Origin of the sequence: Flavobacterium hungaricum (assembly GCF_015182285.1) — a bacterium.
In the GTDB taxonomy this organism is placed as follows: Bacteria; Bacteroidota; Bacteroidia; order Flavobacteriales; family Flavobacteriaceae; genus Flavobacterium; species Flavobacterium hungaricum.
Genome location: NZ_PRDM01000007.1, coordinates 1 through 25,049, shown reverse-complemented (window position 1 = coordinate 25,049; position 25,049 = coordinate 1). Strand labels below are relative to the sequence as shown.

At 33.7% G+C, this 25,049-nt stretch carries 26 protein-coding genes and 1 other RNA gene; 10 read left to right on the top strand and 17 right to left on the bottom strand.

Annotation, left to right across the window (positions count from 1 at the left end; translation table 11 throughout):
* The first annotated feature begins 391 nt into the window (after positions 1 to 391).
* Both C4F50_RS24625 and C4F50_RS24620 read left to right on the top strand, forming a co-directional pair.
* Complete coding sequence (locus C4F50_RS24625) at positions 392 to 1,213, top strand: DUF3822 family protein (protein ID WP_194141293.1); 822 nt, start codon at positions 392 to 394, stop codon at positions 1,211 to 1,213.
* Entirely contained in the window at positions 1,210 to 1,815 is a 606-nt protein-coding gene (locus tag C4F50_RS24620) for an RsmD family RNA methyltransferase (RefSeq protein ID WP_194141292.1), read from the top strand. The genes C4F50_RS24625 and C4F50_RS24620 overlap by 4 nt, the downstream gene beginning before the upstream one ends.
* Positions 1,816 to 1,935: 120 nt before the next feature.
* Here the strand turns inward: C4F50_RS24620 and C4F50_RS24615 are convergent, their stop codons facing one another.
* Positions 1,936 to 4,047, bottom strand: coding sequence for an outer membrane beta-barrel family protein (locus C4F50_RS24615; RefSeq protein WP_194141291.1), 2,112 nt, complete (start codon positions 4,045 to 4,047; stop codon positions 1,936 to 1,938).
* A 136-nt stretch (positions 4,048 to 4,183) separates the two neighbouring features.
* On the opposite strand from C4F50_RS24615, the gene C4F50_RS24610 reads away from it, so the two are divergent.
* Positions 4,184 to 5,542, top strand: a complete 1,359-nt coding sequence (locus C4F50_RS24610) for a sensor histidine kinase (RefSeq protein ID WP_194141290.1) — start codon at positions 4,184 to 4,186, stop codon at positions 5,540 to 5,542.
* Positions 5,543 to 5,552: 10 nt separating this feature from the next.
* Positions 5,553 to 6,242, top strand: coding sequence for a response regulator transcription factor (locus tag C4F50_RS24605; RefSeq protein ID WP_194141289.1), 690 nt, complete (start codon positions 5,553 to 5,555; stop codon positions 6,240 to 6,242).
* Here C4F50_RS24605 and C4F50_RS24600 read toward each other — a convergent pair whose 3' ends face one another.
* Positions 6,243 to 6,881, bottom strand: a complete 639-nt coding sequence (locus C4F50_RS24600) for a hypothetical protein (protein ID WP_194141288.1) — start codon at positions 6,879 to 6,881, stop codon at positions 6,243 to 6,245. It lies immediately after the preceding gene.
* Position 6,882: 1 nt separating this feature from the next.
* Complete coding sequence (locus C4F50_RS24595; protein WP_194141287.1) at positions 6,883 to 7,428, bottom strand: hypothetical protein; 546 nt, start codon at positions 7,426 to 7,428, stop codon at positions 6,883 to 6,885.
* Positions 7,429 to 7,614: 186 nt separating this feature from the next.
* Between C4F50_RS24595 and C4F50_RS24590 the strand changes: the two genes are divergently transcribed.
* The gene (locus C4F50_RS24590; protein ID WP_194141286.1) at positions 7,615 to 7,809 is read left to right on the top strand and encodes a hypothetical protein; all 195 of its coding nucleotides are present in this window, start codon (positions 7,615 to 7,617) and stop codon (positions 7,807 to 7,809) included.
* A gap of 159 nt (positions 7,810 to 7,968) precedes the next feature.
* On the opposite strand, the gene C4F50_RS24585 is transcribed toward C4F50_RS24590, so the two are convergent.
* On the bottom strand, positions 7,969 to 9,219 hold the full coding sequence (locus C4F50_RS24585; protein ID WP_194141285.1) for a cation:dicarboxylate symporter family transporter: 1,251 nt from the start codon (positions 9,217 to 9,219) through the stop codon (positions 7,969 to 7,971).
* Between the two features lie 31 nt (positions 9,220 to 9,250).
* An RNA gene (rnpB, locus tag C4F50_RS24580) (RNase P RNA component class A) lies at positions 9,251 to 9,592 on the bottom strand.
* A gap of 125 nt (positions 9,593 to 9,717) precedes the next feature.
* On the opposite strand from rnpB, the gene C4F50_RS24575 reads away from it, so the two are divergent.
* The gene (locus C4F50_RS24575) at positions 9,718 to 10,011 is read left to right on the top strand and encodes an SH3 domain-containing protein (protein WP_194141284.1); all 294 of its coding nucleotides are present in this window, start codon (positions 9,718 to 9,720) and stop codon (positions 10,009 to 10,011) included.
* A 289-nt stretch (positions 10,012 to 10,300) separates the two neighbouring features.
* Here the strand turns inward: C4F50_RS24575 and C4F50_RS24570 are convergent, their stop codons facing one another.
* The 7 genes from C4F50_RS24570 to C4F50_RS24540 all read right to left on the bottom strand — a co-directional run bounded on the left by C4F50_RS24570 (position 10,301) and on the right by C4F50_RS24540 (position 14,302).
* Positions 10,301 to 10,672 (bottom strand): LysM peptidoglycan-binding domain-containing protein, encoded by a 372-nt coding sequence (locus C4F50_RS24570; RefSeq protein ID WP_194141283.1) that lies wholly within the window; start codon positions 10,670 to 10,672, stop codon positions 10,301 to 10,303.
* A gap of 6 nt (positions 10,673 to 10,678) precedes the next feature.
* Complete coding sequence (locus C4F50_RS24565; protein WP_194141282.1) at positions 10,679 to 11,158, bottom strand: BON domain-containing protein; 480 nt, start codon at positions 11,156 to 11,158, stop codon at positions 10,679 to 10,681.
* A gap of 168 nt (positions 11,159 to 11,326) precedes the next feature.
* Positions 11,327 to 11,698, bottom strand: coding sequence for a LysM peptidoglycan-binding domain-containing protein (locus C4F50_RS24560; protein ID WP_194141281.1), 372 nt, complete (start codon positions 11,696 to 11,698; stop codon positions 11,327 to 11,329).
* Between the two features lie 6 nt (positions 11,699 to 11,704).
* Entirely contained in the window at positions 11,705 to 12,181 is a 477-nt protein-coding gene (locus C4F50_RS24555) for a BON domain-containing protein (RefSeq protein WP_194141280.1), read from the bottom strand.
* Positions 12,182 to 12,277: 96 nt separating this feature from the next.
* A complete protein-coding gene (locus C4F50_RS24550; RefSeq protein ID WP_194141279.1) occupies positions 12,278 to 12,724 on the bottom strand; it encodes a GNAT family N-acetyltransferase in 447 nt (148 codons plus the stop codon).
* A gap of 45 nt (positions 12,725 to 12,769) precedes the next feature.
* Positions 12,770 to 13,225: a nuclear transport factor 2 family protein gene (locus C4F50_RS24545; RefSeq protein WP_194141278.1), complete on the bottom strand. Its 456-nt coding sequence runs from the start codon at positions 13,223 to 13,225 to the stop codon at positions 12,770 to 12,772.
* A gap of 276 nt (positions 13,226 to 13,501) precedes the next feature.
* Positions 13,502 to 14,302: a peptidase gene (locus C4F50_RS24540; protein WP_194141277.1), complete on the bottom strand. Its 801-nt coding sequence runs from the start codon at positions 14,300 to 14,302 to the stop codon at positions 13,502 to 13,504.
* 179 nt (positions 14,303 to 14,481) lie between these two features.
* On the opposite strand from C4F50_RS24540, the gene C4F50_RS24535 reads away from it, so the two are divergent.
* The 3 genes from C4F50_RS24535 (at position 14,482) to C4F50_RS24525 (ending at position 16,974) form a co-directional block, all read left to right on the top strand.
* A complete protein-coding gene (locus C4F50_RS24535; protein WP_194141276.1) occupies positions 14,482 to 15,138 on the top strand; it encodes a hypothetical protein in 657 nt (218 codons plus the stop codon).
* 61 nt (positions 15,139 to 15,199) lie between these two features.
* On the top strand, positions 15,200 to 16,285 hold the full coding sequence (dnaX, locus tag C4F50_RS24530; protein WP_194141275.1) for a DNA polymerase III subunit gamma/tau: 1,086 nt from the start codon (positions 15,200 to 15,202) through the stop codon (positions 16,283 to 16,285).
* A 245-nt stretch (positions 16,286 to 16,530) separates the two neighbouring features.
* Entirely contained in the window at positions 16,531 to 16,974 is a 444-nt protein-coding gene (locus tag C4F50_RS24525) for a DNA polymerase III subunit gamma/tau (RefSeq protein ID WP_228012135.1), read from the top strand.
* A gap of 33 nt (positions 16,975 to 17,007) precedes the next feature.
* Here the strand turns inward: C4F50_RS24525 and C4F50_RS24520 are convergent, their stop codons facing one another.
* From C4F50_RS24520 to C4F50_RS24500, 5 genes are all read right to left on the bottom strand, one after another.
* Positions 17,008 to 17,586: an NAD(P)H-dependent oxidoreductase gene (locus C4F50_RS24520; protein ID WP_194141274.1), complete on the bottom strand. Its 579-nt coding sequence runs from the start codon at positions 17,584 to 17,586 to the stop codon at positions 17,008 to 17,010.
* Between the two features lie 685 nt (positions 17,587 to 18,271).
* Positions 18,272 to 18,832: a Crp/Fnr family transcriptional regulator gene (locus C4F50_RS24515; protein WP_194141273.1), complete on the bottom strand. Its 561-nt coding sequence runs from the start codon at positions 18,830 to 18,832 to the stop codon at positions 18,272 to 18,274.
* Between the two features lie 50 nt (positions 18,833 to 18,882).
* The gene (locus C4F50_RS24510) at positions 18,883 to 19,773 is read right to left on the bottom strand and encodes a Ppx/GppA phosphatase family protein (protein ID WP_194141272.1); all 891 of its coding nucleotides are present in this window, start codon (positions 19,771 to 19,773) and stop codon (positions 18,883 to 18,885) included.
* 33 nt (positions 19,774 to 19,806) lie between these two features.
* Positions 19,807 to 21,885, bottom strand: coding sequence for a polyphosphate kinase 1 (gene ppk1 / locus C4F50_RS24505; RefSeq protein WP_194141271.1), 2,079 nt, complete (start codon positions 21,883 to 21,885; stop codon positions 19,807 to 19,809).
* A 5-nt stretch (positions 21,886 to 21,890) separates the two neighbouring features.
* A complete protein-coding gene (locus C4F50_RS24500; protein ID WP_194141270.1) occupies positions 21,891 to 22,376 on the bottom strand; it encodes a SixA phosphatase family protein in 486 nt (161 codons plus the stop codon).
* 815 nt (positions 22,377 to 23,191) lie between these two features.
* On the opposite strand from C4F50_RS24500, the gene C4F50_RS24495 reads away from it, so the two are divergent.
* Positions 23,192 to 25,049, top strand: a 1,858-nt coding sequence (locus C4F50_RS24495) for a SprB repeat-containing protein (RefSeq protein WP_194141269.1), incomplete at its 3' end; no start/stop codon positions are given.

Below are 25,049 nucleotides of genomic sequence, written 5' to 3'. Positions count from 1 at the left end.
AAGTTCGGCTTTTATTTTTAAAACATATAGGTAATATAGGTTCATTTAAACAGTTTTTTTATGTGCTGCTTTTTGCACGCGGATGAAGCAGATTCGCAATTGCGAAAGCACGGATTTACAAGGATTTTCTAATTTTTAAAAACTAAATCTATTTTTCTGTGTCAGCGAATCTGGGTGATTAGTATTCTATAATAAAACCATACTAAAACAAACTTACATCGTTCATAGGACTCAAAAAACCTCATTACCAAACCTTTTCTTAACCTTATTTTAAAATTCAATTGAAATTGTTTTTTGAAATTGCAATTATAATTGTTGCTTTTTAATTTGTAAGTTTGTGACGCCTAAAATTCTTTCTTGATTTAAACAGGTAACGAATTGTAAATCAACTATGTCATTACACAATACTAACATTACTTCAAAAAATTATAAAAAACTTTCGATACAGGTTTCTCTAACGGGATTCTCATATTGTTGTTTTGATACTTTAAATAATGTCATCACTTCTTTTAAAGAAATTGAATTTGATACTTCTAATAAATCAATAAAAATTGAAGATTTATTTACCGAAGCTTTCAAAAAAAATCCTGAATTACGAGCTGCTTATGATGAAGTAATGGTTATTCACAATAATAATCTTTCGACTTTTGTCCCAACGGCTTTGTTTGACGAAAACTATTTAGGAAGTTATCTGCAATACACTACAAAGGTATTTGAAACCGATTTTTTTACTTTTGACACTCTTTCAAAGTATCAGATGAATTCGGTTTATATTCCGTATGTAAACATTAATAATTTCCTGATTGATAATGTTGGTTCTTTTGACTCCAAACATGCTAACAGTATTTTGGTCGAAAAAATTCTGGACAATTCCAGAAATAACGACGAAAAGAAAATGATCGTAAATTTTAATCCAGGCAATTTTGAAGTGATCGTCGTTCAGAATCAGAAATTATTACTTTTTAATTCTGTGGAATACAATACGCCGGAAGATTTTATTTATTACATTTTATTTACAGCAGAACAATTGAGTCTCAATCCCGAAAGTTTTCAGCTCGAATTATTAGGAACGATCGCAGAGAACGATCCTTTTTATGCTATTGCTTACAAATACATACGCCATATTTCGTTTTTGGATGTGACCAAACTGCAAGAAAAAAACAACTATACAACTGCTCAAAATCAAAAACATTATATCTTATTTCAATCATGAGAATTATTTCAGGAAAACACAAAGGGCGAAGAATTTTTCCGCCAAAAAACTTACCTGTAAGACCAACGACTGATATGAGTAAAGAAGCATTGTTTAATGTTTTGAATAATCATTTTAGTTTTGACAGCTTAAAGGTTTTGGATTTATTTTCGGGAACCGGGAATATCAGCTACGAATTTGCTTCACGCGGCAGCGCACCGATCACTTCTGTGGACGGCGATTTTGGATGCGTTAAATTCATTAAACAGGTTTCATCAGAATTTGATTTTGATATTGCTGCAACCAAAAGTGATGTTTTTAAATTTTTAGAAAACGCCAAAACGACTTACGATATTATTTTTGCCGATCCGCCTTACGGATTGGATCAGGCGACTTTTGAAAAAATTGTTTTAACGGTTTTTGAAAGAGATTTACTGGAAGAAGATGGAATGATGATTATCGAGCATTCTAAATACACCAAGCTCGATCATATGAGTAATTTTTCTTTTCAAAAAAGCTACGGCGGTTCTTATTTTAGTTTCTTCGAATTAAATTCTACCGATGATGATGAAGAACTACCACATGATAGGTCTAAAAAAGAAGCTGAAGAAGACGAAGGTTAGTTTTCAGACGCAGATTGCACAAATTTATTTTTGTATTTAAATATCACTGCCTTCAGCTGAAACTGGAGGTTTTTTATTGCCATGAATACGACAAAAAGCTGTTGAAATCAGCGTCTCATTTTATCGAATTCTGCTTTCATTTTCGTTAATACTCTTTTCTTTATAATCGGAATTTTTAACTTTCCCGAACGTATAGCGAACAGCAATCGAGATTTCGCGTGCATCCACTAGATATCTGGATTTAGAATTGACGTCGTTTATGGTCAGTTGCTCTTTGTAAATCGTAGTTCTAAAAAGGTCGTTAAAACTCAACGTACAATTCCAGTTTTTGAAGGTTTTAGCCAAAGACATGTCCATAATAAAATTAGCGCCATGCTCATAAATTCCTTTGTATTGTTTCGTTGCGCCCCACCAGCCTATTACAAATTTATAACCTTTGGTAAGATCAAATTCGTTGTTAGAATAATAATATACATACGGCTTAGATTTCATAAAAACTGCTGCTTGGTCTTCTACTTTTTCTAAATAAAAAACCAAAGAATTGGTTGTTGTCCAAAATTTATAGCTGAAAGGCAATTCAAAATCAAGGCTTACTCCGGTTTCTTTATTAAAATTGACCTCAGAAATGGTCAACACATTGGTTTCTTTATTAAAAATAAAACTCGAATACATTGGATTTTTAACCCCATAGTAACTCAATTTAACTGTTTTGTCATGATACTGAAAAGTGCTCGAAATTTCATCAACGACAGCGGGATCGATATTCATGCTGTTTCCGTACAAAAAATACGGATTTATATAAGTTGAAATCTGGCTTAACCGAGAATAATTCGGTCTTACAATGCTTTTGGCGTAATTTAAACTGATGCTTTTTGTACTGTCTATAGGAACCGTAAACTGCGCTTTGGGAAATAAATTGGTGTAATTTTTATCTAATACAGGCAGACTCTGCGATTTAAAAACACCACTGACATTGGTATTTTCAACTCTTAAACCAACCGAAAAATCCATCTTTTTTATCTTTCCAGAAAGTTGTGTGTAACCAGCTGTGTTTTGTTCCTTAAAATTATAATTAGAAATCGCGTTTTCATTTTCATCATAATTAAAAATAGAAACGTCAGATTTCGATTTTGCCTGTAAATACAAGCCTCCGTATTCCCAGTTCATTTCATTTTTAAACTTTTTTTCTAAATCAATTCTGCTCGAAAAGACATCGACATTAAATTTCTGATCTCGGTTTTGCGATAACTCAAATTCGGTTTCGTTAAATTTATTTTCAACCAAACTCCATAAATGCTGGTTAAAATTGGAATACTGAAAACCTGTAAACAGCTTTGTATCTATAAATTTCAGCTTTTTAGAATAATTTATAAACGCATTTACAAAGTTCTTTTTACTCGTATTGTCACTCCAAGTCAAGACATTATTTTCTTCGTCCTGATTCTTATCGTATGTAAATGTGTTGATCGGAAAAGTATCATGCCGCAGTTTGCCGCTGGCATTAATCGAAAAATAATCGTCCTCATTTATTTTATAAAACAAGCCCCCTCCAAAAATATACTCGTGTACTTTACTATCGGCCGTTACATCGTAATTTGAAACAATAGAAGCCTGCGGAATCTCGTAAGCAATACTATGATTTTCCCAAGGATTCCGGCGGTTGTAATTAAAATTGGCTTTCAGTTCTACTTTATTCTTTTTGAAATTCGAATTGAAACCCAGATAATTATTGTAGTTCTTTTTAAACGAAGCCATTTCAGAAATCTCGGTTCTAAAACTGTCTTTTTTACTTAATTTTCTAGTGATTAAAATGACAGCTCGTCCTGACGCTTCGTATTTTGAAGAGGGATTCTGAATGATCTCAATCGTTTTGATATCCGAAACTGCTAAAGCATTCAAATCGCTCATTTCTGCTTTTTGATTGTCAATATAAATAAGCGGATTTCCTTTGCCGACAAGCGTAATCTTTTCTCGATCAGAACTTACCTGCACCAAAGGAAGTTTTGCCAGCAAATCTACCGGATTGGGGATCGTGTTGTAAATAGAATTTGCAACATCAACTTTGATATTGCCGTTGTTGTTGGTAAATGCTTTTTTATGCTGCTTCACGATCACTTCTTGCAATTCTTTTGAAATAGAATCTTTTGGCGTTTCGTTTTGTGCATTTGCAATTAAAGAAAACAAAAACAGATAAATTATGATGAAGATTTTTAAGAGCAGGTTACTATTCATTTTAAAATGGTTTTGATTATGCTGCTGCAAAAATGAATCAGAAAACAGTATTTGAAAGTTAATGGAAGGTTAATCGAGCGTTAATCTGTTTTTTGTCTTGTAAAAGCTTTATTTTTGAAACGAATTTTGAATCGATATGAAACAAAGAATCAATCTCTTAATCACGTTTTCTATTATTGCACTGATCATTTTATCGACGGTGCAGTGTTATTTGGTTAAAACCGCCTACGATTACAAAGTGGCGCAGTTTCATACGGAAATCAAAAACGAAATTGCTTCGATTACTAATAATTACAGTGACATTGATTCTGCCTTTATTGCTAGAAAAGAAGCGCTCTATAAAAGTCTTTCTGAAAGGTACATTCACGGAAAAAACAACAAGTTGGAAATTCAGAAAGGCATTATTGAAAACGAATTTCGTGATGCGGTTACTAAAAGAATCCAGTTGAAATTTGAACGTGACCTTCCTAATTTAAAAATTGATTTTGCGATTGTACTCAATAAATTTATCCTTTATAAAAACGCTCAAAAATCGGATACTATCTTCTCCGAAAAGCCTTTTATTCATAATAAATTGTACGGAAATCTAGCTTCTTTAAACCAGGCATTTCTAGTTCGAAATTATGTCGAAACAACCAATGCAAGCCTTGAAGGACAAGATTACAAATTATTGACCGAGGATTCGATGTATGTTTCTGTTGTCGATTGGGAAATGATTATTATGAAACGAATGACTTTTATTTTAGTGCTTTCGTTATTGTCAATAGTCACTTTAATCAGTCTTTTTGTGATTGCGATTAAGGCTTTAATTAAACAGAAAAAAGTAAACGAAGTCAAAACTGATTTCATTAATAATATTACGCATGAATTAAAAACACCTTTGGCGACTTTAGGGATTTCGACCAAAATTTTAGAGCGAAAAGATATTCGTGAAAACGAAGAAAATTTCAATTTGGTGGTCAACACTATTTCCCGTCAAAACAATCGCCTGCAAAGTTTAATAGATCAGGTTATGGCGAACTCTTTGGCCGAAAATCAAATCGAACTTCGTAAAGAAAAAGTAGAAGCCAGAAGTTTTCTTTTAACCATTATTGACGATTTTAAAGTCGCGTATCCAAAAGTTCATATTAAAACCGTTTTTAACGAAGCCAGTACTCATTTGGTTTTAGATCCTTTTCACTTAACAACGGCACTTTTAAATGTATTGGAAAATGCTGTAAAATACGGTTCAGATAAGATCACGATTAGAACCAATTTACATGAAAATCAATTTTCGATCAGCATTGAGGACAACGGAATCGGAATTGCTAAAAATAAACAAGCTTTGCTTTTCGAGAAATTTTACCGTGTTGAACAGGGTAATCTGCACAATACAAAAGGTTTAGGCTTAGGATTGTTTTATGTAAACCAAATTATCAAAGCACATCAGGGTTCTGTTAAAGTTGTGAGTGACTTAGGAAAAGGTGCTCAGTTTACTATTTTATTAAATATTTAATTCCCAGATTTTGAAAAAATTACTTTTAGCCGAAGATGATTTTGATTTTGCAGCCATTCTAAAACAGTATTTAGAACTGCATGAATACCAAGTAACTTGGGCAGAAAATGGTGAAATAGCTTTAGAGCATTTTAAAAACCAAACTTTTGATATTTGCGTTTTTGATGTGATGATGCCCAAAATGGACGGCTTTTCATTGGCGGAAAAAACCATTGAAATCAATCCCGAAACTCCTTTTATTTTTCTGACTGCTCGAAAGTTAAAAGAAGATAAAATAATCGGCCTGAAATTGGGTGCCGATGATTATATTGCCAAACCTTTTGAAGCTGATGAACTGATTCTGCGTTTGCAGAATATCTTAAAGAGACTGGAACAAAAGAGAACGCTAAACGGAAATAACACTATTGAAATTGGTTCGTATATTTTTGACAACGAACGCTTAACAATCAGCCACCAAAATCATATACAGCAGCTTACCGAAAAAGAGGCTTCTCTTATCGAATATTTTTACTTAAATCACAATCAGCTTTTAAAAAGAGATCAAATTCTAATGTCTGTCTGGAAAAATGATGATTATTTCTCTGGCAGAAGCATGGATGTTTTTATCAGCAGACTTCGAAAATATTTTAATTCGGATCCGAAAATCAGTATCGAAAGCACTCGAAATATTGGATTGGAATTTAAGATCAATAAGAACTGATTATTTCAGTCTTTTTACTCCAAAGTAATATTTAAATTCTATACCGTAAACGCCCATATTATCTGTTCGTTCTGTCATCGGATTTAACTGGTCAAAAGGCTGCGAAACCCTAACTGAACTATAGCTGACATTTATTGCCAGTGAATTAGAATACCAGCTATCGAAATTAATGACCATTCCAACGCCGAGTCCAATATTGTGCTGCGAAACTGATGTGCTTCTTTCTTTTGCAGCTGTACCCAATTGACTATTGGTATTTACGGTTTCTGTAGCGGTAATTAAGGAATAAATGTATTTTGGAAAAATTTGAAAGTAGGCGCTTTCTCCATAATCACCCAAAGCAATTTTAGGAGCTAAACTAAAATTTACATTAGAGAATGTTTTATCAGAGTTAGAATTAGTATCTACTTTGTTTTTAAATTTTCCAAACATATAATTGGCTTCAATTTCTGGCAGAAAAAAACCAAATAGTTTATATTCTGCACCGGCAGAAAGGCTTACTGCAGGAGATGACTGCGAATCTTTTTCAAAAGAATATAAATGAACAAAACCTCCCAATCCGGCAAACGGACGTAATTCTTGTGCATTGCTAAAAAAGGCTGTAAACAGGACTAAAAAAACGATTATCTTTTTCTGCATATTATTTCCCTAGTACCCAGCCTAAGCTAAAGTTAATAACCGGAACAAACTCAGTATCGTATTGGTCAAAATTAACGCCTGGCCCTGCATTAAATTCCAAATTAAATCTTCCTTTATACGTACGCTGCAATCCCCAAAGCGCAGCAAGCGTAAAAGAGGGTACATAATTTCCGTAATCGCTGTTGGTAGAAATAGATTCAAAGTTATACATCGCATTTAGAGCTAAAAAGTTTCCAGAATTATAAGCTGTTCTTTTTCCTTTAAGGTTTCTTTTTTCCAAGTTGTAATAATGGCGGAACTGCTCATTGATGAGCGGAAAAAAATACACGCTTCCGTCGTTGTAATAACTATTGTATCGATACCCCACTCCTATAACGGCTTCTGAATACAGTGTGTTTTTAGCAGAAAATCCATGTTCGTATACAAAACCTGGAAAAAGCATGTTGATTTTAAATTGATGTTTTCTAACGGAAGGAGCTTCGTCCTGTGCATTTGCTTTGAGCATGCAAAAGAAAAAAGTAAATAGAATTAAGTAGTTTTTTAGCATTTTGGTATTTGGATTAGTGTCAAGCAAATGTAGCATTTTAACAATACGCTTGAAACTCGTTCAAAAAATAATCCTACAAAATTTTAAGGCCGCTGTAGATGCAAAAAATATAATTTTCTGAACCAATGATATAACACACTAGAAACAAATCAATTATACATTTGAGTAACATTAAAACTAAAAATCATGAACCTAAAACGCTTTTTTGGAGGCTTATTAACGATTCTCGGAATTGTTGGCCTTATCTATACCGCTGTAATTTTTGCCGGCACTTCTGGAGCAACGCGCGACATCAAATCTCTTATCATTTACGGAATATTGGGAATCGTATTTTTTATGTCAGGAATCAGTTTGGTTCGTACAACTAAAGACGAATCTTAGTATTTTTTTATATGCCGCGAAGACGCAAAAGCACAACGTTTTTTAACCGCAGATTGCTCAGATTAGATGGATTTTTACTTCACAGAGATATAAAATCTGTTTAAAAGCTTTTGCTCTTAATCAAAAAACTTTGTGTCTTAATGCCTTCGCGGCAAAATCTTATTTCTCCGTAACAGGATTAAAATCCAGTTCTGTAAAATCTCTTTCGGTTTTAGAGATTATAATGGTTGCGACTGTATTTCCAATTAAATTGGTAATGGCTCTGGCTTCACTCATAAATTTGTCGACGCCCAATAAAAAAGCCAACCCTTCTACCGGAATTTTATGCAAAGCTGTTAAAGTAGAAGCAAGAACAATAAAACCGCTTCCGGTTACGCCTGCAGCGCCTTTTGAAGTAATCATTAAAATTCCGATTACAGTTAATATTTCGAAGAAACTCAAATGTACATCGTACAACTGCGCAAGGAAAATCACTGACATGGATAGGTAAATCGAAGTGCCGTCGAGATTAAAAGAATAGCCGGTCGGAATCACCAATCCTACAACAGATTTACTACAGCCCATTCTTTCGAGTTTTATCATAATACTTGGCAGTGCGGCTTCTGAAGAGGAAGTTCCGAGAACGAGCAAAAGTTCTTCTTTAATATATTTTAAGATGGAAAGTATACTGATTTTATAATATCTCAGAATGCTTCCTAAAATTAAAAACACAAAAAGAGCCATCGTTACATAAACACAAAGCATTAATTTACCTAGCGGAATCAAAGTTGCTAAACCAAATTTCCCGATTGTGTACGCCATACCGCCAAAAGCACCAATTGGAGCGAGGTACATAATGTATTTTAATCCTGTAAAAACAACATTAGATAATCTTTCTAAAACCAAAATAGTCTGCTCCCTTTTCTTGTAAAAATTCAAAGCAATACCGCACACAATAGCGGCCAATAAAACCTGAAGTGTAAAATTGGATAAGAAAAAGCTAAGCCACGAAAAATTTTCTGCTGTACTGCTTGTATATTTACTGGCATCTTGCAGTGTTAAGCCTGCTTTATCAATTTTTCCGGGTTGAAAAATATAGGCGACAGCAACACCAATCGCTAAAGCAATTGTCGACACTATCTCAAAATAAGTCAATGCTTTTACGCCGATTCGGCCCACTTTTTTAAGATTTCCCATTCCAGAAATTCCTAAAACTATTGTCAGGAAAATAATGGGTCCAATAAAAAGCTTGATAATGTCGACAAAGGTCTCGCCGACAATTTTCATTTTCACTCCATTTTCAGGCGAATAATGTCCAAGCAGAACACCCGTAATAATGGCGATTAAAACCCAAAAAGTAAGGTTGGTAAAAACGTGATAGTAAATGCTTTTATTTGATTTAGAAGCAGGTTTTGGAGTGGTTACATTCATGAAAAAGAAGCTAGATATTTCACAAATATAAAAAAAATGCAGACCTATAAGCCGGATTCTGTTCTTATCTGGTTTTGCAACAAGACAATACCTTATCATTTATCTAGATTCTGAATTACTCCAGAACTCAATCTACCTACCCTTCGACAACGGACGAGAAGCCCTTAAATGCCGATATACTTGGTATTTCACCGCATAGAGTTTACCTGGTTTCACTACAGCATTACCTGTACATACTTTCTGCTGCACTTGTCCTAATCCTCTCGTTCCAAAAAACGAGAGAACCGACGGGCGTTACCCGCTATGCTTCTCTGTGGTGTCCGGACTTTCCTCCCTCCCGATAAATCAGGACGACGATAAGGCGGTCTGCCCGGCAAAAGTAACACTTTATGAATTAAGAATAATGATTTTAAATTTCGGATTTTATGACCAACATCCTAACTTTTTAATTTTAAAATAGTTATCTTTAAAATTCATTAATTTTTAAAGTCTAGTATCATGAAAAGAATGTATCACTACGCAACTGTTTCAAAAGCTTTAGATCAATTGAATGAGAAGGGATTTACATGCGATTTTAATCGAAATGCTGACATGATTAAAAAGAATCCTGAGAAATTTGAAATTGTTCATGTGTATCGATACGAAGGGGAATCGGACCCAGCAGATGAGGCAGTTGTATACGGAATTAAATCGACAACGGGAAAAAAGGGTGTCTATGTAGCTGGCTTTTCAGCAGACTCAGATCAGGAAACTGCAAAGTTTTTGTTTGACTTGAGCATTCGAGGAAGGTAAAATTTTAAATTCCAATTTTTTAAAATTCCAAATTCCAACTTTTGGAGTAACTGATTGGAATGCGTTAAAAATTAAAATTTTAAATTCCAATTTTTTTAAATTCCAAATTCCAACTCTTGGAGTAACTGATTGGAATGTGTTAAAATTTCAAATTCCAATTTTTTAAAATCCCAAATTCCAACTCTTGGAGTAAACTGATTGGAATGAGCTCAAAATTTAAAATTCCAAATTCCAATTCGATGTTTACAGAATTGGAATTTGGAATTTTTTAATTGTAGTTTATTAAATTTTAAACTGTTGGTATTTTTAATTTCCAACCGGGTTGAATTAAATCAGGATTTGAGATCACGTCTTTATTGGCTTCAAAAATATCCTGCCAGGAAACGCCGTATGCTTTTCCTATTTTAGACAAAGAATCTCCTACTTCGACCGTATATTCTCTCGAGACTTTTTCAGTTACTTGTATGTTCATAACTACGTCTGCTGCTCTGTAGTCGGGATCAATTTTATTGTACGAATCCCAAAGTTTGTCTTTATCTGCTGCTGTTTCTGCTGTACCGTCAATATACAGTACATTATCTTGTTCTCTTACCTGCAGATTAGTAATTCCTAAGTCTGAAGCTAAATTGATTACTTCTCTGTATTTATCTTGTAAACTCATGATGCTTTATTTTATAATTAATTTGTTATCCACTTTTTTGGGATGCAATTCTTGTAAACCCTGCATTAATGACTGTAGTTTCTCTCTCTTGATTTCTCCAGAAAGTGTAACAATACCGCCCACAACAGTGGCGCTTACACCGTCGTACTCTTTTACGACTTTGCTGACCAATTTATCCAGATCAGCATCAGAATTAATTACAACAGCTGCTGCCGCAGGTTCTTGATTGGCTCTTTCTAGTTCGCAGGCATTTACTACAGATTTTACACCTTTTACTGCTTTAACGCTTTTTTCAATATTTCTTTTAAAAGCTTCGTCTTCGCAAGTTCCTGTAATTGTTGCAACACCTTCGTGTACGCTTACCTGTACTTCAGGAGCATCTCCTAATTTTTCACTGATTGCTTTTTCGATATCTGCATCTTTTGGCGCACACGCTGCAAGAGAAACTACAAGTCCCATTCCCAATAAAATTGATCTGATTTTCATAATAATAAATTTTAATAATTAACCAAATCAAAATTAAAGAGATTCAATATCAAATAATTATAAGAAATCACGTCGTTTTTATATCATTCACAGTAATGCCGCTTTAGTCCCTTTTGGATCAGAGGTGCAAAAAAAATCCGCCATAAAGGGCGGATTTAATAATTTAATTTAAGCTGTCGGTATTTTCAACTTCCAGCCTGGCTGAATCAAATCTGGATTTTTAATAATGTCTTTATTGGCTTCGTAAATCGCCTGCCAAGAAATGCCGTAATGTTTGCCAATTTTTGATAGCGAGTCGCCGCTTTTAACTGTATATTCTGTAGATGCGCTTTCGTTTACCTCAATATTCATTACCACATCAGACGATCTAAAATCGGGGTCTATTTTTCCGTAAGCTGCCCACAATCTTTCTTTATCTTCAGCAGATTTTGCTGTACCATCAATATACAACACACTGTTTTCTTCTCTTACCTGCAGACCAGCAGTTCCTAAATTAACTGCCAAATCGGTTAATTCTTTGTATTTATCTACTAAACTCATGGCTTCTTATTTAATAGTTAATTTATTCTCAACCTTTTTAGGTTTCAATTCCTGTACACTTTTAATCAAGTTTGGCAATTGGGCTCTTTTAATGTCACCTGTTAAAGTAACCACGCCTTCTTTAACAGAAACACTCACACCGTTGTAGGCTTTTGCAACCTCATTAACTGACGTTGTCAATACAGCATCTGGATTAATGTTTACAGAAGCTTCTACTAAAGGTTCGGGAGATAAAACTTCGCAGTTGTTCACGATAGATTTAACACCTTTAACGCTTTTTACGATAACTGTAGCATTTTCTTTAACTGCATCATCCTTACAAGTTCCAGAAATAGTTGCTACACCTTTAGAAACAGTGGCTTCAACTCCTGGTAAAGTGCTCAATTTTGAAGTAACTTCTTTTTGAATGTCTGCATCTTTAGGACCACAAGATGCTAATGCCAAAGCAAGGAAGCCGCAAAATAAAATAGATTTAATTTTCATAATATTTTTTTTTAATTGTTTACTTGCATAACGCAATATTCAAAACAATATTGCAATTATTCTTACAATTACTATATTTATGAAAGTTTTTATTTACTATTCTGATGTGGTATTCAATTGAAATAAAATATAAGAATCATTTCCAAAGCCTCCTTTTTCTTTTTCGGTAAATCCCAGTTTTTTATAAAATGAGATTGCAAGTGTATTTTTCTCGAGGCATTTTAATCGTAACGGATAGCCTATTTCATTTACAATGGCTTCTAAAAGCGATTTCCCGATACCGCGTTTCTGAAATTCTGAATCAATATACAAATGGTGAATAAATTTATTGGGCACCCAAACTGAGATAAATCCGATGGGTCTGTTCTCAAAAAAAGCAGTCAAAATATATTCGCCTTGGGTTTCTTTATCAAAATCTTCCAAATGGAAACTAGTCTGATCTTTCCATACAAAAGTTTCTTTGCGAACTTTTAAAAATAGTTCTTGCAGCGCTTTTCTATCGCTTTCTTTGAATTCTGATATTTGTAATGAAGAGTTTTTCATAATACAATAATTTCTAAAACTCAGAAATTGGTTGAGATACAATTTTTATTCATGCTGGGATACATCGTTGTACTGCCAAAGCACGTTTATGATTTTCCATTCGCCGTTGATTTTAACAATGTGCATATAATCGATCCACGCGTCTGCTAATAATTTTACCGATGCTGTCTTTGCAGAAACATCGAGTAATTTGACTTCTTTTCGCGGATTTTTAGGAAACTTATCGCCTTTTATATTATACGTTTCGGCAAGAATAATCATGTTTTCGGCAAAAAACTCTGAAACAAAATCCTTTTGTGCGGTTTTGTTTCTAAAAACCGATCTTTTTACCATTCTAGGATGCAGCGCGCTTTCCATCAATTTCGGATTTGGTGTATGCTGCGCTTCTATATATGCCAATGCCACGCGTTTAATCGCTGCAGAATCTTGAGCAGTTTGGGCTTGAAATTTTAAAGAAATGAAGCAGATAAAAATTAAAAGAAAGATTTTTTTCATATTCATACAATAAATTATTTTAGTTACTATTCAATGTTTTTATCTTTTAAAACACTATTAATATGTGTTTTATAATCATACCAGCACATGTTATTAGCATTCGCTCAAAATATTTTGGAGACTAATTCATTTAAAATAAATATAAAAGTGAAGGTCCTCCTCCAAAATAAAAAATGACAGCTATAATAAACACGATGAAAATTGCGATCAGAATGAAAGCGGTTAAGAGCAATTTCTTTATCATAAATATTTGGTCTAGTAAACTAAAGGTTAAGAGATTTTTTAACTGCCAATTTTCCCGTAGCGCTGCTGTTCAGAAAAATAGATTATGATCGTTTTTCCATTCTTTTTATACGGATAGAATAATTCATAATTTCCGTTATGAGAGCTGTATCTCAGTTCTTCGCTGTTTTTATCAAAAACTTCATTTAAATAAATTCTTTCTTCTTTTGTAGTTTGGTGTATATAATCTACTTTTTCGAGCTGTATAGTGTCTTTTACATTTAAATTCTCATTATAATATTGATTAAAACCTAGAAAGACCGGCGAACCTTTGATTGAATCTTTAACAATTAGCGTGACACTCGGAAAGTTTTTATCTGTTTCTGATAATACTTTTAACGTTTCTGCTGTTTCCTTAATGTATGCATTAGAAAAAGTATAATTCAAAAGTTTATTGCTATTTGATTTATTAGATTCTAAAATTGATTTTGCAGAATCAATTAACATGTTTTCTTTTTTAGCAGAAGTCAGGTAATTGCCCCCAAAAAGAATTATTAGAATCAGAGGAAAAATTAAAAGAAAAGTAATGAACTTTCTTCTATTTGATTTTTGATTGACAATATCCTGATTTTGTTTCTCTGCAATTCTAGTCAAATTAAACATTAAATTAATTATCAACGAACCCACCATAAGAGCAAGAATTCCGAGAATACTCAAGTAAAAGCTCTCTGTAATGTTTTCTTTAAACACTTTTAATCCAAAAACCTGAATCACAATAAAAGTAAATACCCAATAAACCAATAATAGTATAGACGTTATCCCGATAATATTACTTAATCTCACAATTTGTTTGGCGTTCATATTTTTTTATTATTTTGTTAATTGATGAATTAAAAAGTCTCTCTACTCCAATTGTTTTTGTTCTTTTTTTGAAAGGATGAAAAATTTCCATTCGATTCAAATTTATGCTAAAAATACTATTATTTTATTAGTTGGTAATCATTCTAAAAAAAGATTATTATTGTATAAAAAACCAGCTTATGAAACTAAAATACTTTTTCCTTTTACTGCTTTTATGTTTTTATAATTATTCTTTTTCCTGCGATTGCAAGCCAATTGACCGAGAAAACATGGTAGAAACAGGATTAAAATATGAAATTGTATTTTATGGAGAAGTAATAAAAGTCGATTCAATAAAAAGAACCTATACATTTAAAATCATAGAACTCTTTAAAGGAAAGTACAATTCTCAATTCATTACACAAAAATACTCTGGTAATTGTTCTATTATTCCATCAATAAAACAGCTTTGGATTGTTTATGCCAGTTTCAACGATGATAAAACTATTAAGTTGAGCGGCTGTTCTCCAAGTACAGGGTTTAAACCTTATGGAAGTGACTCCATGCCTTCTCCGCCCGAGATTCATATTTCTCAGAAGATCGAGGATCAAATAAAATCATTGACTTTTTATGTCTGGAACCTGAGTTCTGAAAATCGAAATTTACAAGATTGGATTTATCAATTGGAGCAATTAAGAATCTATAAAACTTTAGAAAATCAAAAATCAGAAAAAGAAAAAACCGAGTCAAAAGTAGAATCTTACAGCAAATACATCATCATTTCTTTGATTGTCAACATCCTATTATTTCTGAGTTTACTGTTTGTAATTTTGAAGAAAAAGAATTTCGCCAAATAAGTAAAATCGGTTTTAAACAACGAAACAAAAGTCATATATTTGCTATCGAATAAAAGAGAATATGGAACAATTTGTAGTATCGGCTCGTAAATACCGTCCGCAGACATTTAAAGATGTTGTGGGACAAAAAGCCATTACCAACACTTTGTTAAATGCTATCGAAACCAATCACTTGGCATCTGCTCTTTTGTTTACAGGACCTCGTGGTGTTGGTAAAACGACCTGCGCGCGTATTTTGGCTCGTAAAATTAATCAGCCTGGATATGATGATCCTACCGAAGATTTTGCGTTTAACGTTTTTGAGTTAGATGCTGCTTCCAACAACTCGGTTGATGACATTCGAAGCCTTATCGATCAGGTTCGAATCCCGCCGCAAACCGGACAATACAAAGTATATATTATTGACGAGGTTCATATGTTGTCTTCGGCCGCTTTTAATGCTTTTCTTAAAACATTAGAAGAACCGCCAAAACATGCTATTTTTATTTTAGCAACAACAGAAAAACATAAAATCCTTCCAACGATTTTATCACGCTGTCAGATTTTTGATTTCAAAAGAATTACGGTAAAAGATGCTAAAGAACATTTGGCTGACGTTGCTGAAAGTCAGGGAATCAATTTTGAAGACGATGCCTTGCACATTATTGCTCAAAAAGCAGATGGTGCAATGCGTGATGCTTTGTCTATTTTTGACCGTGTGGTTTCCTATTGCGGCACCAATTTAACACGTCAGGCAGTAACCGAAAATTTAAACGTTTTAGATTACGAAACGTACATCACCGTTACGGATTTAATTCTTGAAAATAAAATTCCAGATTTATTACTGGCTTACAATGACATCTTAGCAAAAGGTTTTGACGGACATCATTTTATTGCAGGTCTGGCATCGCACTTTAGGGATTTATTGGTAAGCAAAACGCCTGCTACAATTGCTTTATTAGAAGTTGGCGAACAGGCCCAGCAAATGTATGGCGTGCAGTCTCAAAAATGTTCTCAGGAATTTTTATTGAAAGGAATTGACATTGCCAACGATTGTGATTTAAAATATAAACTGAGCCAGAATCAACGTCTTTTGGTTGAATTATGTTTGATGCAGTTAGCCTCTATCAATTTTGATGGAGAAAAAAAAAAGCTGAGCAATTCATAATTCCGCCCACTTATTACAAAAACGGAAGCTTTTCTATTGTTGAAGTAATAACTAAAGATTCAAATCCTAAATCCCAAACTCCAAATTCGGCAGAAAACACCAATGTCAATACCAGTCAAAATGACAATGGCACTGTAAATCCGAGCGTTGCAAATACTGCAAATACTGTAGAAACTCCTAAGGTTCAAACTCCGGAAACTCCAAAAGCAGCAACAGATAATACGCCTAAAGTTTCGGCCTTCTCTTTGGCAAGTATCCGTAAGAAAAAAGAATTAGAGCAAAGCACTAAATCGTATGTTAAGCCTTCTTCTGTTTTACCTACCGAAGAATTTAACGAAACAGATATGCGTCTTCACTGGAACAAATATGCGGAGCGCTTAGGTCAAAAAGGTTTCAAAATTATGGAGTCGATCTTATTGATCACCGATCCTGTCTTAAACGGCACTCATATTACTTATGAGCTTCCAAACGAAGGTTCTAAGCTAGAATTTGAAAGCATGATGAACGGTTTATTGGGTCATTTAAAAGGTCATTTACACAATCACGATATTACAATAGAAGTTATCGTAAACGAAAAAGTAGAGACCAAAAGATCGTACAACAATCAAGACCGTTACAATCGTTTCGTAGAAATCAATCCAAACATTGAACTTTTACGTTCGATATTTGGACTGGATCTGAAGGATTAATTTTCTTTTTTTTTAAGATTTTTTTGGCAGCTTTTATGTATTCCTAAAGCCAAAATTATAGACTTTTTCGAGCCATTTTTTTCTCTGATTTTCGTCGGCAGTTTTTATGATTCCGATATAACTGACTTTTACGGGTTTTACACCGCAAAATTCAAGAGTTGATTTCTTTAACTGATTGACACTGGGTCTTCCATAAAACAATCTGTAGTACCAGCCCGGCTGATCTAACGTTGTGATGATATGAGCGGTTTTTCCTTTTAATAATTTATCCCACCAAACCGAGTTTTCACGATATTGAAATGCCATTCCGGGTAAAAATAGTCGATCTACAAAACCTTTTGTAATTGCAGGAAGTCCGCCCCACCAAACAGGATGGATCCAAACCAAATGATCGGATTTTTGAATTTTCTCCCACGCCTGAATTAAATCGGGCTCTAACTCTGTTCGTTTTTGATAACCAACTTTTAAGTTTGGATTAAAATTTAAATCCGCAATTGTAATTGTTTCTACTTCTGCTTTTGAATCCAATGCTCCTTTTCTGTAGGCTTCTGCTATCGCAAAATTAAAACTTGAGGGATTGGGATGTCCGTTTATAATGAGTATTTTTTTCATATTGAAGTTTTTTCAAAAATACTTTTTGCGGTTTTTCTTTTACTAGACAAATGTCCTAAAATTAAATTTCTCTTATTTTACCACAGAGTTAAGGATTAGAATGATTTTTATTGACATCTGCTCAAATCTCTTTTACATCTGCGTGAAACTAAAATTAAATTTCTCTCGCAGATTTTGCAGATAAAGCAGATTTACAATATTTGATCTTATTCTACCACAGATTAAAGGATTAGAATGTTTTTTATTTAAAATCTGCTAAAATCTCTTTACATCTGCGTGAAACTAAAATTATATTTTCTCGCAGATTTTGCAGATAAAGCAGATTTACAATATTTGATCTTATTTAACCACAGATTAAATATGAGAATGTTTTTCATTTAAAATCTGCTCAAATCTCTTTTACATCTGCGTGAAACTAAAATTATATTCTCTCGCAGATTTTGCAGATAAAGCAGATTTGGAGCATTGGATCTTATTCTGCCACAGATTAAAGGATTAGAATGTTTTTTATCCAGGATCTGCTAAAATCTCTTTACATCTGCGTGAAACTAAAATTATATTTTCTCGCAGATTTTGCAGATAAAGCAGATTTACAAAATTTGATCTTATTTTACCACAGAGTAAAGGATTAGAATGATTTTTATTGACATCTGCTAGAATTCTGCGGAAACAAAAAATCAAAAAACTAAATAACAGCTTTTCTGATTCGGCTTAAATGTCTTGGGGTGATTCCTAAATAAGAAGCTAAATATTGGAGCGGAATCAATTCTACATATTTTCGATGATTCTGATACAATTCTTCGTAGCGCTGGGTACCTGATAATTTCTGAAACGAAACCATTCTTTTATGAAGGTTTACAAATTCTATTTCGGTTAACTTTCTTCCTGTTTCCTGCCAATTAGAACTTGATCTATAGAGTTTTTCGAGTCCTTTACGATCTAAAATCTGTAATTCTGTATCGGTCAGAGCCTGAATACTTTCTTCGGCTTTTTCTTCTTGAATAAAGCTGGCGAAGGAGGCCATCAATTCATTTTCAAAGGCAAAACAATTCGTGATCTCATCTCCTTTATGATTGACAAAAAAAGAACGCAGAATTCCTTTTTTTATAAAAACAATTTCGTTGCAGATTTGATTTTCATCCAACAAAACTTCTCCTTTTTTCAAAGTCCGAAAAGTGATTAAATCATCTAAAAGAGACAATTCTTCTGCAGAGAGTTTTTGAATGGATTGAAAAACTGATTTCATTATATAAAGTTTTGCCGCTAATTACACTAATTAGCGGCAAATAAAAAAAATTAAATTTTTCCGTAATACATAGCTTTTACGATACCATCAGAAAGTCCGATTTTTGGAACGTAAATCTGGCGTGCGCCGCTCCATTTCATGGCATTTAGATAAATGCGTGTCGCATGTATAATTACGTCAGCACGGTCAGAGTTTAAACCTAACTCGGCGATTCTCTGTTCGTACGTCAATGAATTTAAAAAAGCATATTGCGAATTGATGTAAATATACGAAAGCGGTTTTTCCTGTTGTTTTCCAGACATTTTAAACAATTTGTTGATGTTTCCACCAGAACCAATCAGGGTAACTTCTTCGTAATCTTTTGTATTCGTTTTAATCCATTTTTCGATTTCATCCCAAACTACATCGTGAACCATATTGTTTAACAAACGTACGGTTCCAGCTTTAAACGATCTTGAATTAATTAATTTTCCGTCAGAGAAAAGAGTAAATTCTGTACTCCCGCCGCCCACGTCAACAAAAAGATAGGTTTCGTCCGATTTCAATAAATGATGCAGATCTGTAGAAGCGATAATCGCCGCTTCTTTTTTACCATCGATAATCTCAATTTTGATGTCGGCTTTTTTCTTAATCAAAGCCACAACTTCTTTGGCATTGTATGCTTCACGCATTGCCGATGTAGCAAACGCCATATAACGCTCTACTTTATGTACTTTCATCAAAAGGTTGAATGCTTTCATGGCATCTACCATTCGATCGATATTTTCTTCTGAAATTTCACCTACCGTAAAGGCATCTTGACCTAAACGGATCGGCACGCGAACAAGGGAACTTTTATTAAACTGCGATTCTTTTCCGTCTTGTTCTACAACATTCGATATCAGGAGCCTCATGGCATTTGATCCGATATCTATTGCTGCTAATTTTTTGATATTAATCATGCTCACTTATGATTTTTTTTTAATGTTTTTTAATTAATTCGCCGGCGATGCAACCTGTTCGATTACCTCAATTTTCTTTTGATAATATTTATAGGTTTCAAGCTGTGCTCTAAATGGGGCATGATGATTTCTAGGCTTATATTTATTATCTAATTTATAAGAATGATAACGTACTTTTACGTTTCCTTTCCATGCAATGTTAAAATTATCAATCAATTCTTTTTTGATTTCAAGATCGTATATCGGGCATGTTACCTCAACCCTTAAGTCAAGATTTCTGGTCATGAAATCGGCAGATGAAATGTAAACTTCGGTTAAACCTGCATTTCCAAAAATATAAACTCTGGTGTGTTCCAGATAATTATCGACGATACTAATGGCTTCGATATTTTCGCTCATTCCAGGAATGCCCGGAATCAACGAACAGATTCCTCTTACCTGAAGCTGTATTTTTACACCTGCATTGCTGGCTTCATATAATTTATCGATCATTTTAAAATCTGATAAACTATTCATTTTAAGCTTTATGTGTGTTTTTCTACCTGCTAAAGCATGAAGAATTTCACGATCGATAAGCTTTATAAACTTTGTTCTGGTATAATGAGGCGATACAATTAAATGTTTGTAACGGTGTACTCTATAATTGATATCAAAAAATTCAAATATCTTCGAAGTGTCCTTTAAAATCCCCTGATGACAGGTTAAAAGTGTTACATCGGTATAAATTTTGGCTGTCGATTCGTTAAAGTTTCCTGTTGAAATAAAACCGTAACGACGATTTTTCCCTTCTTCCGTTCTTTCTATTACACAGATTTTACTGTGTACCTTCAATCCTTTGATTCCGAAAATAAGTTCGATCCCTTCCGTTTGCATTTGTTCTGCATAAGAAATATTCGAAGCTTCGTCAAAACGTGCCTGAAGTTCGATCTGAACCACAACGCGTTTCCCATTTTTTGCGGCATTAATCAGCGAACTAATCACCTGCGAGTTCTTAGCGAGGCGATACAACGTGATTTTTATACTTGTTACTTTTGGATCTAAGGCTGCCTCACGCAAAAACTTAGTCAAATAAGAAAACGACTGATACGGCGCATGCACCAAATAATCTTTTTTGGAGATTTTCTCTAATATACTTCCTTCAAGACTTAAACCCGGAACCGGAAGCGGTTCGTTTGGTTTGTATAACAAATCATATCGCCCTAAATTAGGAAAAGCCATATAATCGCGTCGATTGTGATACCTTCCTCCTGGTATGATACTGTCGGTTTCGACAATCTTCATTTTATCTAAAAAGAAATGAAGTGTGTCATCTTCAATCAGACTATCATAAATAAAACGAACAGGTTCTCCAATTCGTCGGTCTTTTACTGAAGAGGCAATTTTTTCGAGCATACTTTTGCTCAAATCACTATCAATATCTAATTGTGCATCTCTGGTAATTTTAATCATGTGTGCCGAAACACTTTTGTAATTAAAAATATTAAAGATGTTTTTAAGTTTAAATCGGATGACGTCATCGATTAAAATAACGTATTGTTTTTCATCATCAGACGGAAGAACAACAAATCTGTTGATGTTTTTTGGAATTTCAATTAATGCATAACGAACTTCTTCGTTTTCTAATTCTAAACGAACAGCCAGATATCCTAACGTATCTTTTAGAATTGGAAAAACAGCCAAATCATTCAAAATGATGGTTACGAGCTCTGGACTTAATTTTTGTGTATAAAAATCTTTTAAAAAACATTCCTGCTTAGGAGTGATTTGTGTCTCGTTTATAATAAAAATATTTTCGGCTTCGAGTTCTGCTTCTATATTTCCTAAAATACGCAAACTTTCAGATTGCTGTTGAATTACAATTTCGGTAATATCTTTAATTAACTGAGGCGCTGAAACACCGCCTAAATATTTTTCACCAGAAATTCCAGAAAGGCTTAATCGACGAATGGCGGCGTACCGAACCCTAAAAAATTCGTCTAAATTGTTTGAAAAAATTCCAACAAAACGCAGTCGGTCTAAAAGTGGCACTGTATTGTCTCCTGCTTCTTGAAGTACTCTTGCATTAAACGCCAGCCAGCTTTTTTCTCTATCGATATATTTCTGTTCGTACACGGTAATTATTTTAGGTCTTTGGGGAAAATAGTTTTATGTGTTTTGCCCTTATCGATGCTGTCCCAGCTTTCAGAATCAAATTGCAATGATACAAAGCCCGAAGTAGGAACATTATCTATAAAAACATCTCCAAATTTATTAACAAAATTTGTAATAGCCTCGTTATGTCCGAAAAGAATAACGCTTTCAAAACTATTATCACACGATTTGATAACTTTTTCTAGTTGTTTCTCATCAAAAGTATAAAGATCGTCTCTGAAAACGATACTTTCGAGGGGATATGAAATATTTTGTGCAAATATGAGAGCTGTTTCTGAAGCACGTGCTGCCGGACTGCTCCATATAATATAGGTTTTAGGAAGATATTTTGAGATATTTAATGAAACTTCATGCGCGTCTAGAATCCCTCTTTTCATCAATGGTCGGTCAAAATCTTTTAATGGAGCTTCCCAGCTTGATTTGGCATGACGTATTAAAATTAAATTTTTCATAAGTATTTCGTTTAAAGACCTCAAAAAGAGATTCAAATTTTAATTAAGTTCTAATTTACAAAAGAAATTGTAAACGTTTCTTTTTTTTTATTTCCGTTAACATTATATCAAAAATTTAACAGGAATAGGCAATTCTCAAAACGTTAACAATTTTCAAAAATTACGAAATGAGAATCATCAATTTTATGTAGTTCATCTATAATAATCAGCACTTGGTCGATATTTCCTATATCTGTAAAAAATTAACTAAATATCTGATTATTAGATATTTAAACAAAAGTAAATCACCTCATTTTCATCAAAAAAGAAGAAAATTCGATAATAATTTTTGGGCAAATCAGTCAAAAATATATTTTTTTGAGTCAATTTTTGACAAAAAAAGAGCACTTCAACGAGTTTTTAGGTTAGTTACAGATAAAAAAATTTAATTAGAAAAACTCTAATATAACTTTGATTCTGTTAAAAATTTAAACATATCACAAAACAGATAAATGATTTATAAGAATTTAAAAGCACACTTCAAAGGTCCTAAAAAGTGTTCAAATTGTAAGTCATTTTTCTTTTAGAGCGCACGATGTGATTACGACCCTATTTGTCCCATTAAATTAAATTAAATTAAATCAAATAGAAAGATTTTCCATCTTCTTGAGAATTTCACTAAAAATTAACCTAAAATCTTAAAAAAATCACTTTAAAATTTTCTACAGACAAATTCTATAATTTTTATTTAAAACAACCTAACCATTTTATAATCAGTAAAACGGATTATAATTCAATCTCCAAATAAAATGACTAAAAATTAAAAATTAGAGATTATGAAAAACATTACTTATTTAACGAATATTAATGTTAAACATGCGTTTATAATGCTGTTTTTAATATTCAACATTCATTCATCTTTTTCACAAGTAGACCTTAGAACTTGCGGTTATAATTGCAAATCAAACAATTACACACTTACCGATGTATATCTAAGCCTGTCTGGAGTAAACGGAGAGCCTATAACCAACTCAACCTGTACCGTTGGACAGGTACAGCCGGTTTATATTTATCTTAATTATAGTTCGAATTCTAATTCCAGCATTTATTATGCAAGGTTAAATACCGATTTAATAATTAATGGAACTGGTACTTTTTTGAATGTCTTATTAGGAGAGATCGTTCCTGGAAGCAATAAAAAGCTAATCTATGGTCCGTTCAATTGGACTTGTGGTGATGAACTTACCCTTTCCAACACCATTATTGGCTGGAGAACGAGCAGCAATAGTGACCCAGGACCAAATTATACTTGTGGATCTTATAGTAATTCGCAATGTGATTTTACCAATACATTTACAATATCTAAACCTCTAGCTGTACAATTTACGTACAAAGCCTGCACTGTTGGCACAAGTACAACTGTTAATTTTACATCGACTACAAATGGAGGTAAAACGCCTTATACTTATTCATGGGATTTTAATAATGACGGAGGTACGCCAGATTCTACTTCACCCAATCCGACTTATACTTATACCACTGCTAATAATACAGCGAAATTAACTGTTAAAGATGCTCAAAATCTCACTAACACCTACATTCTTCCCATAGTTTCGCCAGCAGAATTGATGTTGAGCGAAACCCATACCGCGGTCAGTTGCAGTGGCGGAACTTCAAACATAACTCTAACTGTTACTGGCGGAACTCCCGGCTACACATACTTATGGAATAATGGAGCTACTACCAAAAATTTGGCTGGAGTTAATCCTGGAAGCTATACAGTCACTGTAAAAGACACTAATAATTGTACCAAACAATTGACTGTAGTGGTATCTGGAGGAGATTCTGTTAAACCAATTGTTAATCCGCTGCCAGAACCAAGCATTATTAATTGTCCTGCCGTTCCTGTATTTGCTGAAGCAACAGCTACAGATAATAGTGGCATCGTTACTTCTTTAACGTATGTTGACCAGACTACGCAAGGTTCTTGTGCAGGCACCTATTCTATAACCAGAACATGGACAGCAAAAGATGCTTGTAACAACAGCTCTCTTCCGGTAAGCCAAACCATAAATATTGTTGATAATACCGCTCCTGCATGGACAACCCAAGCAAATTCATTGGATGTGACTTTACAGTGCAGTGACACGGCGGGATTAACTACAGCGCAGAATCAAGCACCGGCTGCTTCTGATAACTGCGGCGGAACCGTAACTTATACTAAAGTGAGCGGAGTTTTTTCAGCAGGATCTTGTGCAAATTCCGGAACTTATACCAATACCTGGACTGCAAAAGATATCTGTAACAATACTTCAACTGTTTTCAATCAGGTAATTACAATTCAAGATAATACCGCTCCTGCTTGGACAACCCAAGCCGGTTCTTTAAACCAAACAATCGAATGCAGTAATCAGCAAGCTTTGACTTCGGCGCAGGCCTTATTCCCTATTGCTTCTGATGCTTGTGATACAAATGTGAGCAACATTACTAAAGTAAGCGGTCAGTTTACAGCCTCTGAAGGATGCGGAAATGCCGGAACTTATACCAATACCTGGACAGTTAAAGACGACTGTGGCAATATTTCTGAAACTTTCACACAGGTGATTACGATTCAGGATACCACTGCACCAATCTGGACAACCCAAGCCGGTTCTTTAAACCAAACAATAGAATGCAGTAACCAGGAAGCTTTGA